The organism is Cohnella panacarvi Gsoil 349 (assembly GCF_000515335.1).
Taxonomy (GTDB): domain Bacteria; phylum Bacillota; class Bacilli; order Paenibacillales; family Paenibacillaceae; genus Cohnella; species Cohnella panacarvi.
This window is the reverse complement of record NZ_KI911563.1, coordinates 2,335,288-2,348,854: the sequence shown is the minus strand read 5'-3', so window position 1 is coordinate 2,348,854 and position 13,567 is coordinate 2,335,288. Positions and strand designations below refer to the sequence as shown.

Here is a 13,567-nt window from a genome sequence, read left to right as displayed (position 1 = left end):
TGCTCTTGGCATCGATCGAGTTCAGGAAGGTAACGAAATCCTTTGGCGACAGTACGGTCATCAAGGATTTGGATTTAACGATTGCGGACGGCGAATTCACGGTGCTTGTCGGACCCTCCGGGTGCGGGAAGACCACGCTCTTGCGCATGATCGCAGGGCTCGATCCCCAGACCTCGGGCGCGGTGCTCATTGACGGCAAGGATGTGACGCAAATCGCTCCCGGACAGCGCGGGGTCGCGATGGTCTTCCAAAACTATGCGATCTATCCGACCATGTCCGTGCGGGAAAATATCGAATTTGGTCTGAAAAATAACAAGGTAAGCAAAGAGGAGCGCACCGAGCTCGTCGAGAGCATCAGCGCTACCGTCGGCTTAAGCGAGTATTTGGATCGCAAGCCCTCCACGCTCTCGGGCGGCCAGCGCCAGCGCGTAGCCTTGGCCAGGGCCATGGTGAAGAAGCCGTCGGTCTTCCTCATGGACGAGCCGTTATCGAACCTGGATGCGAAGCTGCGCATTCAAATGCGGATCGAGCTTATCGAGCTGCATAAGAAGCTCGGCACCACCTTCGTCTATGTGACGCATGACCAGGTGGAAGCCATGTCCATGGCCGACACCATCGTACTCATGAACAAAGGGGTTATCCAGCAGGAAGCATCGCCGGATCTCATTTACCGGGAGCCGAATAACCGGTTTACCGCGCAGTTCGTCGGCGTACCCGCCGATGAATGTCGCACCGCTGGGCATGGATGCGCGCGCATTTCGGCTTTCGACCGGAGTCGGCGGTGCTGACCAGAACCCCCTCGACGCTTGGTTCCGCTACAAGGGCGTCATAACCACGCGTGAAATGCTCGGCTCGGAGACGATCTATCAGGTGAAGAACGAGCAATTCACCTTTATGATCAAGTGCTATGAGGATCTCTTCACTCGTGACGTCGAGCACGTCACGACTCCGGTGTCGGTAGAGAAATCATGCTGTTCGGTGCGGACGAGAACCGAATCCCGCAGAGAGGATCCCCCCGCTGCGGATCCACCTCGAAACGCTCGTCGGATGAGGAAGACCGACGGATTAACACCACGAGATGGGACAAGCTACGCGCGGCCCTACGTCATGATTCTGCCTGCGATGCTCGCGATCCTATGCTTTGTGATATACCCTGTGCTCTCTACTTGCTCGTGCGGCTGCGCTCTTTGCTTACCTTGCTGATCAAAGCAGGACCAAATTCATATTTTCCCCGCACGGGGACAGCTATTCGCGATAGATCGCATAGTTTTGGAAGACCATCGCGACCCCGCGCTGTCCGGGAACGCGATTTGCGTCACATCCTTGCCCGTCAATGAGCACCGCGCCCGAGGTCTGGGCGATCGAGCCTGCGATCATGCGCAAGAGCGTGGTCTTCCCGCACCGGAGGGTCCGACAAGGCACCGTGGGATTTCGCCGCCGCAATCGTTAAATCCAAATCCTTGATGACCGTACTGTCGCCAAAGGATTTCGTTACCTTCGATCCTGAACTCGATCGATGCCAAGAGCAGTCACTCCTTTTTGCCTTGTAGTACTGATTCACGACATTTGGATTCGTAAGCGCTATCGATAATGTGCCAATCCAAATGCTCAAGCCTTTCAATTTCGCAACTCTTATTCTTCATTCGGGTTCAGGTCTGTGAATGACCTCACCGGTCTTGCACTTTTATCTTATTGTGTTTCTGACGCGGCGCTGCAGAGCGTGCCGCCGACGATCTATGAAGCGGCCGCGCTGGATAATGCCAGCCGGGTTTAAAACCTTCTACAAAATTACGCTGCCGATGATTTCGCCACAGTTGTTCTTTGTTCTGATTATTATGACCATCGGCTCCTTCAAAGTGTTCGATACCGTGCGGATCATGACCGGGGCGGCCCGAACAATTCGACCTCGACCTTGGTGTATCACATCTATGAATACCGCTCCAACAACCTAGGGTATGCGTCGGCAACGGGGATTATATTGATGGTCATCATTGCGATTCTCACGTTCGTTTACTTCCGGGTGCTGGCCAATAAGGTGCACTATCAATAACCGATCGACAAAAGCCTGCGAAAGGACGAAAGCGATGAATTCGAAATGGCGTTACGGGGTTGCCGGGATCAGCGTGGCGTTAAAGAGCGTCGTGCTCCTGATCTTCCTGTTTCCGTTCGTGTGGATGATCACCACATCCCTTAAGACCTTTCCGGAAACGATGATCTTTCCGCCGAAGCTGCTGCCCGCGCTGCCGCAATGGTCCAACTTTGTGACCGCGATGCAGTCCGGACCCTTCCTGACCTATACGAAAAACTCGATCATCGTCACGCTGAGCATTATCGTCATTCAAATGCTGGTGATGATCCCGGCGGCTTACGCCTTTGCCAAATATAAATTTAGAGGACAACACTTCTTCTTTGCCCTGGTGCTGCTGGCGTTCATGATTCCGGGTCAGGTGACCTTCATTCCGATTTACTTGATGCTGGCCGACTGGGGGCTGGTTCATACGCTATGGCCGCAAATCCTGCCGTTTGCCGCCAATGCGTTCGGGATCTTCCTGCTGCGGCAATATTTCATGCAGGTGCCCTCGGAAATCATCGAGTCGGCACGGCTGGACAATGCCAACGAGTTTACAATCATGCGAAAAATCATGGTGCCCATGTCCATCCCGGCACTCGCCACGATTGGGCTGTTTAGCTTTGTGAGCCACTGGAACGATTACTTCTGGCCGCTGGTGATGACCGATTCGACGGGGGTACGTCCGCTGACGATCGGGATCGCGATGCTGAGGGAGACCGAGGGCATCAGCAACTGGCACATCATTATGGCGGGCAACGTGGTGCTCGTCGTGCCGATTCTGCTCGTGTACCTGTTCTGTTCCAAGCAGATTGTCAAAGCCTTCGTTTATTCAGGAATCAAGTAAGTTCACGCGATTCCTTGAATGATAAAAAAAAGCACAATGGAGGGGTATCAATGAAAAAGAAGAGCGTAGGCATGATGGTTGTTATCCTTAGCTTGTTGATCAGTATGCTGGCTGCGTGTGCGTCAAACAACAATACACCGGAGAACACAGCGGGCGGCAAAGAGACGCCGAGTCCGTCGGCGGTGGAGAGCAAGACCCCGGCAGCGGGCAAAACAACCGTGAATTTCTGGCACTCGATGAGCGGCAACAACGGGGAATATATCGATAAGATGATCAAGGCCTACAATGCTTCGCAAGATAAAGTGGAAGTGATCGGGACGTTCCAAGGGAACTACCAAGAGACGCTGACGAAGCTGCAGCAAGCCGTGCCGGCCAAAACCGCACCGGACATCTCCATGCTCGAGCGTGCCTTTGTTCCTCTGCTTGCAGAAGCGGAGGTGCTCGCGGACCTGAATCCGCTGCTGGCCAGCACGGGGATGAGCGAGGACGATTTCCTGCCGGGCCTGCTCGGCAACGTGAAATTTAACGGTCAGTTGAACGCCCTGCCGTTCAACCGCTCCACGCCGCTGCTGCATATCAACAAAACGATGCTCGATGAGAAAGGCCTGAAGATCCCGACGACTTGGGAGGAATTAGAGACGGTCGCCAATGCGCTGGTCATCAAAGAAAATGGCGAATACAAGCGCTATGGCTATACGATGCCATATGCGAGCTGGTACCCGATCGCGATGATCGTCCAGCAAAAAGGGGCGTTCTTCAATGAAGAAGGCACGGGTATGGGCTTTGATCAGGAAGGCGTGGCCGCCTTTGAATTCTTGAAGAAGATGCAAAGCACGGGCGCCTTGTACTATCCGCGCGGCAGGATTCCGGCAATATTGTGAACGGCATGTTCGCGAGCGGTCAAGTCGGGATGATGATGGAATCGACGGGCGTCATTGGTCGTCATGCCGGCGTGGTGGATTTTGAGTATGTGACGGCGTACTTGCCGATGAAAGAGCAATATGGCGCGCCAACGGGCGGAGCGAACCTGGTCATGTTCGAGGATTCGAAGAACAAAGAAGCGGCATGGGATTTCATGAACTGGGTGTTCAACGATCCGCAGGGCGGCCAGCAGTTCATCCTGGATTCGGGCTACGTGCCATTCACGAAGAAAATGGTCGAGTCGGCTGAAATGAAAGCGCAGTGGGAGCAGGTACCTGCCCGCAAGGTGGCATTCGAGCAGCTGGCGCATGCGATTGATACGAATAACCACGCGGCATTCGCAGCGGTGGATCAAATCTTCCTGAAAGCGACCGAGGCGATTATGTACGACAATGCGGATATCGCATCGACGCTTAACGGCTTCAAGAAGGAAGCCGAAGCGTTAATGAAAGAATAACGCCAGAATAACGAAAGAATAAAGGAGCATACCGCAATGTCGATTAGAGGAATTGCGCACCGGGGCTATCCGGTGAAGCACCCGGAGAATACCTTGTCCTCGTTCCAAGCGGCGGTCGATCTCGGCTATACGTATGTAGAGCTGGATGTGCAGCTAAGCAAGGACGGCGTGCCTGTCGTGATGCATGACTACACGGTGGACCGGATGAGCGACCATAGCGGCTACGTGAAGGATTATACGTTAGCGGAGCTCCAGCGGATGAGAATCGGGACGCACGAGCGTATTCCGACGTTGGAAGAGACGATGAAGCTGTTGCGTGGGAAGTTGAACGTGATGGTGGAATTGAAGCAGGCGGGCGATTTGTACCCGGGTCTGGAGCAGAAAGCGCTGGATGTTCTGCGCCAAACCAATACGTTCGAGCAGACCATCATCATCAGCTTCGACCATTTCAGCATTCAGAGGCTGAGAGGGCTGGATGCGGACATTCGCCTTGGACTAACGTCCAGCTGCAGCATGCCGTATGTGTTCCCCTTCTTGAAGGAAACCCGCTGCGAGCTGCTGGGCGTGCCGATGAAGATGCTGACGGAGCAGTATGCGAGCATGATTATGGAGCAGGGCGTGGAAGTGGGTCCGTGGCCGGTGGATACGATTGCGGATATGGAAATCATCGCACGGCAATATCCGGAGACGCTGATTACGACCAATGAGCTGGAGCGCTGGGCTGCATTCTATGAGAGCCATCCTGAGCTTAAGCGAGCCTAACTAGCATAAGCAAAACTTGCACCCCCATTTGTTAGATCGAATCCAACAAATGGGGGGCAGTTTTGTAGAAGGCGCTTGTATCCTTTCATCCACAACTTCATGAGGTTGTGGATTTTTACTCATCAGTTGGACGCTTATAAAGAGTACATACGACACCGCATGGCAGAGTTCACCGAGGACGAACGACTGGATACGCTCATGGGCTGTCATACGAGAGCAAGGACCTAGGTTAATACAAAATGCTCAAATGAACTTGAGGTAGTCGGATGATTGAATATTGTACTTTCGGCAATAAATTGGTTGAATTCAATGATATAATGTTATTATAATGCGGCTGATGGCAGGAAGTATCATTACGGTAGGTTTGAACAGGATGGGGTGAGAAGAGCTGAGCAACGTTGAATTGGGAAATGATCTACCCACTCATTATGAGCAGTTAAAGACAGCCGCGAATCGGACATCCTCTTGGAGAGAGCGGTTAGAGGCCGTAGAACAACTAGGTCAATGGAATCACCCTAAAATCATTGACGTTCTTAAGCATCGCTTGAATAACGATCTCGTCTATTCCGTACAGGAGGCAGCCTTCCGCAAGCTGCAACAGCTTGGAGAGGATGTGCAGCTGCCGCCAAGGAAGCAAGGCGAACCGATTCACGGCGTTACCAAAATTCTGCTGAGAATCAAGAAGAGCTTGCCGGCAGGGCATTCCTTCGAATCGTTTAAAGAGAAACTCAAGAAGATGAGGATCGATCTATACGATACTTACGAAGGCGTTAAAGGTGCTGAATTTGATCAATGGCTTGAGAGCAAGTGGGCTGAATTAAGGACTAGGTAGGTTAGCTGTAAATAAACTTCTAGGAGTGATGGTTTGAGAAAGAATAAACCGATGGCGTTCGACGAACTGTTGAAGGAATTGCAAGGGTTGAAAACCGTTCAGGTCGATCCTGAAGGCGTTCCGCTCGCGCAACTGTTTGACGAAACGTTTATGAAGAAGCATTCCCAATCGAGTAGCTTTGCGGAGTTTCTAACGAAGGGTAATTTTCAAGTACAAACGCGCGAAGACGTTCGGAACATCCCCGACGAGTTGTTCGATCGGCATGTTGCAAGAGAGACGGATTTCGCGAATTGGGACGCTATGCTAGCGGCGGCGACCAAGGAGAACGAGCGTAAAAGTTAAGTGAGGAAGATCATGGAAGAGCCCGGTGCCGCGTAGGCGCTGAGCTCTTTTTTGCGTTTGCGGCTTCGCGTTGTTCAAGTCCTAAGCCTGGGTGCTATTCCTATTAGTTATTTATGGAGAGTTATGATATAATGAATTTACAGCAGTCTTGACCGAATTCACATAGCGTAGAGGGTTATTCTATTGCTGCAATAACCTTGTACGGTATGTGAATTTTTATTTCTTATAAATAAAAAGGTCATGTAAATATGAATAAGGTGGTTATTTATTTGGAATCAGGAACAGTGAAATGGTTTAATGCAGACAAGGGCTTCGGCTTCATTGAAGTAGAGGGCGGTAACGACGTATTCGTACATTTCAGCGCAATCGTCGGCGACGGCTACAAATCCTTGGACGAAGGCCAGCGCGTCGAGTTTAATGTCGTGCAAGGCAATCGCGGACCACAAGCCGAGAATGTCGTAAAACTGTAGGCCTTCTAGCTCCGAACGGAAGAATTTCGTTTGGGGCTTTTTTTATCGATACATCCATTTCAAGAGAGAAGGAGGATACACAATTGTATCATTCTCGCAAAAAACCGCTGGAGGATCTTCCCGAAGAATTAACTGCCATATGGTCTTGTACGAAGGAAAACTGCCGCGGATGGATGAGGGATAACTTCGTATTCTCCATCGTTCCAATATGCTCCTTATGCCAATCCGAGATGGTCAAAGGCGAAAAAATGCTGGCAATGGTTATGAATACTAGTCCTCTCCAGATAAAGCTGTGAGTGTGCGTTCAATTCCCCTCAGCTTCACCATAATTACCCTGACCGCATGAGGTCAGGGTTTTTTTGTGGGACTCGGCGTTGAGTTAACTCTGCTGTCGCATCATCGAGATTGCCGACTGACGGTTCGCCATTGCGAAAACAACAAATATCCATATAGAAGCAACCTCAAGCTATACGCCGATGAAGAGACGTATGATGTAATACGAGAAGAGCCTCGCACGGCCAAGCCTCTCGGCATGAGGCGCCAGCCGCCGCGAACCGAGAAAGGATGATGTCTAGTGGACAACCGCAAGCTGCTGGGCCTGACGCCCGCGATGGGATGGAATTCTTGGAACACCTTCACCTGGGACATTAACGAACAATTGATCCGCGACGTCGCGGATGTGTTCGTCTCGGAAGGGTACAAGGAGGCAGGGTACGAATATATCGTCATCGATGACTGCTGGAGCTTGAAAGAAAGGGACCAGGACGGCAATCTCGTCGCCGATCCGGCCAAATTCCCGAGCGGAATGAAGGCGCTCGCGGACTATATTCATTCGAAGGGCTTAAAGTTCGGCATGTATTCCTGCGTAGGGACCCATACGTGCGCCGGTTATCCGGGCAGCTTCGAGCATGAGTTCCAGGATGCGCGGTTGTTGGCCGAATGGGGCGTGGACTACTTAAAGTACGATTACTGCTTCAAACCTCGCAACCTGTCGGGAGAGTTAATGTACAAACGAATGAGCCTGGCGCTCAAAAATTGCGGAAGGGACATCTTGTTCTCCGCCTGTAATTGGGGAGAAGACAACGTCTATCAGTGGATACGCGCATCGGGAGCCCATATGTACCGGTCCACGGGAGACATTCAAGATAACTGGGACTCCGTCAAGAAGCTCGCGATTTCGCAATTGGACAAGGAATGCTATACCGGCGCCTTCTGCCATAACGACATGGATATGCTGATCGTCGGCATGCACGGCGGCAGTAACGACGGCTTTATCGGCAGCCACAGCGGCGGCTGCACCGACACGGAGTACAAAACCCATTTTTCGTTATGGAGCATTATGGGTTCTCCGCTGATGATCGGCTGCGATATCCGGAACGCCAGCCAAGCAACGAAGAATACGCTGCTCAATCCCGATCTCATCGCCATCAATCAGGATACCGAGGGACGGGGCGCATATCGCATCAAACCGGAGCCGCAATGGTTCCATACGGACGAAGTATTCATGCTCGTGAAGGTGCTGGCGGACGGCGATCTGGCCATAGGCTTCTTCAATTTGAGCGACGAACAACGCCAGCTTTCGCTCCAGTTCTGGGACATCGGACTTCCCTATGCGGAGAAGATCTCGCTGTCGCTCTACGACTGCTGGGAGCATAAGGAACTCGGCGTATTCAGAGAGAGATTCGCTCCTACCGTACCGGCGCGCGATTGCGTAATCGTACGGGCAAAGCTGGTATAAACGGCAATCTTCATTAACGCTCCGCGCGAGCGGCATGCAGCATCGCATACTCCGTCGGGGTGTGCGATGTTGCTTTTTTGAATACTCTGGAAAAGTGCAACTGGTCCTGATAACCAACGGAATAAGCGACGGATTTAACGGTTAATCCGGAAGACTTCAACAGCTCGCAGGCGCGCCGAATTCTGAACGCGGTCAGATAAGCGGAGACGGACATCCCGTTCGCGTCCTTGAACAAGCGGAACAGATAACTTCTCTCGATTCGAACCGCGCTCGCGATATCGGCTACCGTAATCGTCGTTTTCCAATAGTTATTCGCGATATACTCCTTCGCCAGTTCCGCGTAATCCGCCGGACGAATCGTCGTGCTCTTCGGATAGTGCTCCATGTAATAGGACAGCAGCAGACGCAGCTCCGATTCGGCGCGCACGATTTCGAACGGCGCGGCGTCCGCGGCCGGGACGGTTGGGAATAGCGGCCCCAGATGATGCGGAGCTTCCGGGACGACCGGCTTATCGGGCGACAGCTCCGTCAGAGACAAGAGGCGCGGGGCTTCTTCGCCTTTAAACTCGATCCATGCGTACTCCCACGGGTCTTGAGGATCGGGGTAATAATACACCTCCGCATGCGGGAAAATAACGAAGCTTTCCCCTGCCTTTAACGGGAATGAGGATTGACGGGTTTCGAGTACGCCCTTGCCGCTCATTATGTAATGCAACGCATAAAGGTCGCGTACGCCCGGCCCCCACTTATGCAAATTCGGAGGTTTGTAGCCGTTGCTGACGCATAATAAAGCATGGCTGCGATTCGCCTTTTCGTTCATAGATCGTATCCGGTTCCTTTCATCGATAACCTTTGTCCGACAATCATTCAACAACAGTACAGTACTACGAAGTTTGCCGCAGAGCAATCGGAGCGCCAAAAGGTGGTTTTTGGAATAACTCTTTTATTGGGTTAATTATTGTGTTATATTAATTTAGGATTGTAAGCAACCGTGTTTGTAAACGACATTTAATATTGAAGGTAAATGAGTGAATTTATCTTTGGATAAAAGTCACGTTCATGGCCTAACTTCCTGATAGCGGGAAAGTTAGGTCATTTTGTTTTACCAATATTAACCAACTTGGATGGATCATCTCCTATGACCAAACGGCGGTATCATTTTCCCGCATTATCTTGGATTGTCGCCGCGGGAGCAATCTTTATTGCTTTGGATCAGATTTTGTTATGGGCAAGTTGTGAGGCAACGCCAACCGATATCGCACGCATACAATCTGTTGAAGAGAACGGCAATAGACGACAACAAAATGAGGATGGCGCAGAATAACCTCTGCTCCATTCTCGTTTTTTGTTATTTGAGTTGAGATTCCCCCAGGTTCATGCAACGATACACGGTCTCCCAGATTAAGGCTCATTGACAAAGAAACATGTATCTTTTATGATGACTTCAGGATACCTATAGGGGTATGGGTATAAAACGAAAGGAGCGATACGACGGATTACTCAAAACGCCACCGTCCCCATCGCAATACCAACTTAGATAGGAGCGATAGAAGATGGATTTGAATTTAGGGTGGCTCCTTACCCTGTTCGCGATCGGATTTATCGGATCGTTCATATCCGGGATGGTCGGAATCGGAGGTTCGATCATCAAATACCCGATGCTGCTCTACCTTCCGCCGGCTCTGGGTTTTGCCGCCTTTACGGCGCAAGAGGTATCCGCGATCAGCGCCGTGCAGGTGTTCTTCGCAACGATCGCCGGCGTGTTCGCTTACAAGAAGAGCGGGTTAATCCATAAGCGGCTCGTGCTGTATATGGGTGTTCCGATGGTCGTCGGCAGCTTCGTCGGCGGTTACGGCTCCAAGTTTTTGCCGAATTCGACGATCAACCTGACGTATGCGCTGCTGGCGCTTATCGCGGCGATCATGATGTTCATGCCGAAGAAAGGCGAAGACGGCGGTGATTACACCAAGCTTGAGTTCAATACGGCCATTGCTTCCGTCTCGGCCGCAATCGTCGGTATCCTGTCAGGCGTCGTTGGCGCGGCGGGCGCATTCATTACCGTGCCGATCATGCTTGTCCTTCTCAAGATTCCGACGCGCGTCGCTATCGCATCATCGCTGGCGATTACGTTCGTCTCTTCGATCGGTTCGACGGTCGGTAAGGCAATGGGAGGCCATATGCTGCTCGTTCCGTCCGTCATCATGGTTGTCGCGAGCATCATCGGATCTCCGATCGGAGCGAAGATAGGACAGAAGATCAACGTCAAAGCGCTGCAGTTCGTGTTAGCCGGATTGATAACCGCAACGGTGATTAAAATATGGTTCGACATTCTGGATTAATTCTTTCGAAGTAAGAGAAAATTTTTTTGGCCTATTTAATACCCGTACGGGTATACCTATAGAAGGAGGAAATCTTAAATGACAACGACCGCGACGCACCAACCGATGACCGCACAAGAGGTTACTCGTTATATTGTGGACAAGAAGCCGCTGTTCATTCTGGATGTTCGCAACGAGGGCGATTATAACGATTGGAGAATCGAAGGGGAGACCGTCGAATCGATTAACGTTCCGTATTTCGAGTTGCTCGATGGCGTGGATAGCGTGAAGGACCGTATTCCCGCCGAGAGAAAAGTGCTCGTCGTCTGCGCCAAGGAAGGCTCGTCCGTCTTCGTGGCGGAGCAACTGGCCGAGACGGGCCGCGCGAACGTGTTCTACCTTGAAGGCGGAATGAAGGCTTGGAGCGAGTATTTAGAGCCGGTTAAAATCGCGGATTTGCAGGGCGGCGGCGAGTTGTACCAATTCGTTCGCATCGGCAAAGGCTGCCTGTCGTACATGGTGCTTTCCGATGGCGAAGCGGCTACGATCGATGCGGTGCGCATGACGGACGCGTTCGAGCAATTCGCGGCGGAGAAAGGCGCGCTAATCAAGCATGCGATCGATACGCACTTGCATGCGGACCACATCTCCGGCGGACGCCGGCTGGCGATGAATACCGGCGCAACGTATTGGCTGCCTACGAAGGATGCGGGAGAAGTGCAGTTCGAGTACGAGCCGCTTCAAGACGGGAATGAAATCATGGTCGGCAGCACGCCGATCCAGATCCGGGCGCTCTACTCGCCAGGTCACACGATCGGCAGCACATCCTTTGTTGTGGATGATCGTTACCTGCTGTCGGGGGACATTCTGTTCGTCGAGTCGATCGGACGGCCTGACCTTGCCGGCCTTGCGGAGGACTGGGTTGGCGATCTGCGCGACACGCTTTACGGCCGCTACAAGGAGCTGTCGGAGGAATTGATCGTGCTTCCGTCACATTTCGGCAGAATGACTGAGCTCGGAGCAGGCGGCCAAGTATCTGCCCGTCTGGGCGATCTATACATGCATAATCCGGGGCTTAACATCCATGACGAGGAACGATTCCGCCGCACCGTAACGGAAAACCTGCCGCAGCATCCGAACGCTTACCAGCAAATCCGTCAGACGAACATGGGCAAGATCGCCCCTACGGCCGACGAACAACGCGAGATGGAAATCGGTCCTAACCGTTGCGCGGTCCATGACAAATAAGCATCGATGCCTAATAACAGAAGGAGGAGTAACACGATGTCTAACCATGCACCTATTCAAGTAGATCTTTCGCTCGATTGCAAAGGCCTTGCGTGCCCGATGCCGATCGTGAAGACGAAGAAGGCGATCGAGTCGGTTCAGTCGGGACAAGTCGTCGAAGTACAAGCAACGGATAGGGGCTCGCTAGCCGATATGCAAGGATGGGCGAGAACGACCGGTCATCAATACTTGGGCACGATCGAGGACAACGGCGTACTGAAGCATTACATCCGCAAATCGAGCCCTCATGAAGCGAAGCCGGAAACGAAATATGCGGTGACGATGACGACGGAAGAGCTGCAAGCGAAGCTGGCAAGCGGCGATGCGATCACGGTGCTCGATGTACGGGAGCCTGCCGAATACGCATTCCTGCATGCGACCGGCGCAATCTCTATCCCGCTGGGGGAGCTTGAAGCCCGTATCGGCGAATTGAAGCGGGAGGATGCCATTGCTGTCATCTGTCGCACCGGCACGCGCAGCGACCTAGCTTGCCAAGTGCTCAAAGAGCAAGGTTTCTCTAACGTTGTGAACGTTCTGCCGGGCATGACCGGCTGGAAGGGACCGACGTCCCGATTGAACTAACGAATCCCATCCATTATTACGATCGGTCATCGTACCGCTATTTTCGAGGGTGAGTTAGTTCGAGCCCGACGTAGAATTTATTTTTCGAGGGTGAGTTAGTTCGAGCCCGACGTAGAATTTATTTTTCGAGGGTGAGTTAGTTCGAGCCCGACGTAGAATTTATTTTTCGAGGAGGAAACCACCATGAATACAGATCTCGTAGTCGACACCAAAGGCTTGGCATGCCCGATGCCGATCGTTAAAGCGAAGAAAGCGCTGGACAGCTTGCAATCCGGCCAAGTGATGGAAGTGCTCTCGACGGACAAAGGCTCGGTGAACGACTTTCAAGCTTGGGTGAAGCAAACGAAGCATGAGCTCGTTAAGCACGAAGAGGAACAAGGCGTCTACAAATTTTACGTTCGCAAGGCATAATGCGTAGAAGGGAGAACGACGAACCGCTATGGAACAAAAGAAGAAGACGACAATCGTATTATTCAGCGGAGACTACGATAAAGCGATGGCTGCCTTTATTATCGCGGGTGGAGCAGCCGCCTACGATCACGACGTAACGATATTCGCGACCTTCTGGGGTCTGAATACGCTCCGCAAGGAAGAGGCCGTCCGTACGAGCAAAGGCTTGCTGGAAAAAATGTTCGGCTGGATGATGCCGCGCGGCGCGAACAAGTTGGGTCTTTCCAGAATGCAAATGCTCGGCATGGGGCCGAAGATGATTAAACACGTTATTAAGAAGCATAATGCGATGACGCTGCCGCAGCTAATCGAGCTGTCGCAGGATATGGGCGTCAAACTGGTCGCTTGCACGATGACGATGGATTTGCTCGGATTGCAAAAGGAAGAGCTGATGGACGGCATCGAGCTAGGCGGAGTGGCAGCCTATCTCGGAGATGCTTCCGATGGCAACGTTAACTTGTTTATCTAAATTGCCCATTAGCGGGTATGAGCG

Annotated in this window: 18 protein-coding genes and 1 pseudogene; 17 read left to right on the top strand and 2 right to left on the bottom strand. The window is 52.2% G+C overall.

Features of this window, described 5'->3' with window-relative positions; translation table 11 throughout:
• Window positions 1–5: 5 nt before the first annotated feature.
• Entirely contained in the window at window positions 6–788 is a 783-nt protein-coding gene (locus COHPA_RS23390; protein ID WP_027086275.1) for an ABC transporter ATP-binding protein, read from the top strand.
• Window positions 789–1,245: 457 nt separating this feature from the next.
• On the opposite strand, the gene COHPA_RS26085 is transcribed toward COHPA_RS23390, so the two are convergent.
• Window positions 1,246–1,377: a hypothetical protein gene (locus COHPA_RS26085; protein WP_245590340.1), complete on the bottom strand. Its 132-nt coding sequence runs from the start codon at window positions 1,375–1,377 to the stop codon at window positions 1,246–1,248.
• Between the two features lie 328 nt (window positions 1,378–1,705).
• On the opposite strand from COHPA_RS26085, the pseudogene COHPA_RS26310 reads away from it, so the two are divergent.
• The 10 genes and pseudogenes from COHPA_RS26310 to COHPA_RS0111230 form a co-directional block, all read left to right on the top strand.
• Window positions 1,706–2,050, top strand: a pseudogene (locus COHPA_RS26310) (carbohydrate ABC transporter permease); the annotation flags it as partial.
• Between the two features lie 34 nt (window positions 2,051–2,084).
• A complete protein-coding gene (locus COHPA_RS0111270; protein ID WP_027086274.1) occupies window positions 2,085–2,915 on the top strand; it encodes a carbohydrate ABC transporter permease in 831 nt (276 codons plus the stop codon).
• A 50-nt stretch (window positions 2,916–2,965) separates the two neighbouring features.
• Window positions 2,966–3,796: an extracellular solute-binding protein gene (locus COHPA_RS26250; protein ID WP_027086273.1), complete on the top strand. Its 831-nt coding sequence runs from the start codon at window positions 2,966–2,968 to the stop codon at window positions 3,794–3,796.
• A gap of 5 nt (window positions 3,797–3,801) precedes the next feature.
• Complete coding sequence (locus tag COHPA_RS26245; RefSeq protein ID WP_281173023.1) at window positions 3,802–4,293, top strand: extracellular solute-binding protein; 492 nt, start codon at window positions 3,802–3,804, stop codon at window positions 4,291–4,293.
• A 36-nt stretch (window positions 4,294–4,329) separates the two neighbouring features.
• On the top strand, window positions 4,330–5,055 hold the full coding sequence (locus COHPA_RS0111255) for a glycerophosphodiester phosphodiesterase (RefSeq protein ID WP_027086271.1): 726 nt from the start codon (window positions 4,330–4,332) through the stop codon (window positions 5,053–5,055).
• Between the two features lie 388 nt (window positions 5,056–5,443).
• Complete coding sequence (locus COHPA_RS0111250; protein ID WP_035119427.1) at window positions 5,444–5,887, top strand: HEAT repeat domain-containing protein; 444 nt, start codon at window positions 5,444–5,446, stop codon at window positions 5,885–5,887.
• Window positions 5,888–5,938: 51 nt separating this feature from the next.
• The gene (locus COHPA_RS0111245; protein WP_035120664.1) at window positions 5,939–6,229 is read left to right on the top strand and encodes a hypothetical protein; all 291 of its coding nucleotides are present in this window, start codon (window positions 5,939–5,941) and stop codon (window positions 6,227–6,229) included.
• Window positions 6,230–6,498: 269 nt separating this feature from the next.
• Window positions 6,499–6,699: a cold-shock protein gene (locus tag COHPA_RS0111240; protein ID WP_035120662.1), complete on the top strand. Its 201-nt coding sequence runs from the start codon at window positions 6,499–6,501 to the stop codon at window positions 6,697–6,699.
• An 83-nt stretch (window positions 6,700–6,782) separates the two neighbouring features.
• Window positions 6,783–6,995: a cold-shock protein gene (locus tag COHPA_RS0111235; protein ID WP_027086267.1), complete on the top strand. Its 213-nt coding sequence runs from the start codon at window positions 6,783–6,785 to the stop codon at window positions 6,993–6,995.
• Between the two features lie 278 nt (window positions 6,996–7,273).
• Complete coding sequence (locus COHPA_RS0111230) at window positions 7,274–8,437, top strand: glycoside hydrolase family 27 protein (protein WP_027086266.1); 1,164 nt, start codon at window positions 7,274–7,276, stop codon at window positions 8,435–8,437.
• A 13-nt stretch (window positions 8,438–8,450) separates the two neighbouring features.
• Here COHPA_RS0111230 and COHPA_RS0111225 read toward each other — a convergent pair whose 3' ends face one another.
• A complete protein-coding gene (locus COHPA_RS0111225; RefSeq protein WP_027086265.1) occupies window positions 8,451–9,257 on the bottom strand; it encodes an AraC family transcriptional regulator in 807 nt (268 codons plus the stop codon).
• Between the two features lie 318 nt (window positions 9,258–9,575).
• On the opposite strand from COHPA_RS0111225, the gene COHPA_RS25575 reads away from it, so the two are divergent.
• From COHPA_RS25575 to COHPA_RS0111200, 6 genes are all read left to right on the top strand, one after another.
• Window positions 9,576–9,761 (top strand): hypothetical protein, encoded by a 186-nt coding sequence (locus COHPA_RS25575; protein WP_156926644.1) that lies wholly within the window; start codon window positions 9,576–9,578, stop codon window positions 9,759–9,761.
• Window positions 9,762–9,990: 229 nt separating this feature from the next.
• On the top strand, window positions 9,991–10,776 hold the full coding sequence (locus COHPA_RS0111220) for a sulfite exporter TauE/SafE family protein (protein WP_027086264.1): 786 nt from the start codon (window positions 9,991–9,993) through the stop codon (window positions 10,774–10,776).
• A 78-nt stretch (window positions 10,777–10,854) separates the two neighbouring features.
• Complete coding sequence (locus tag COHPA_RS0111215; RefSeq protein WP_027086263.1) at window positions 10,855–12,003, top strand: MBL fold metallo-hydrolase; 1,149 nt, start codon at window positions 10,855–10,857, stop codon at window positions 12,001–12,003.
• A gap of 36 nt (window positions 12,004–12,039) precedes the next feature.
• Window positions 12,040–12,624, top strand: a complete 585-nt coding sequence (locus COHPA_RS0111210; RefSeq protein ID WP_027086262.1) for a sulfurtransferase TusA family protein — start codon at window positions 12,040–12,042, stop codon at window positions 12,622–12,624.
• 183 nt (window positions 12,625–12,807) lie between these two features.
• The gene (locus COHPA_RS0111205) at window positions 12,808–13,035 is read left to right on the top strand and encodes a sulfurtransferase TusA family protein (RefSeq protein ID WP_027086261.1); all 228 of its coding nucleotides are present in this window, start codon (window positions 12,808–12,810) and stop codon (window positions 13,033–13,035) included.
• A gap of 28 nt (window positions 13,036–13,063) precedes the next feature.
• The gene (locus COHPA_RS0111200; protein ID WP_027086260.1) at window positions 13,064–13,543 is read left to right on the top strand and encodes a DsrE/DsrF/DrsH-like family protein; all 480 of its coding nucleotides are present in this window, start codon (window positions 13,064–13,066) and stop codon (window positions 13,541–13,543) included.
• Window positions 13,544–13,567 lie beyond the last annotated feature (24 nt).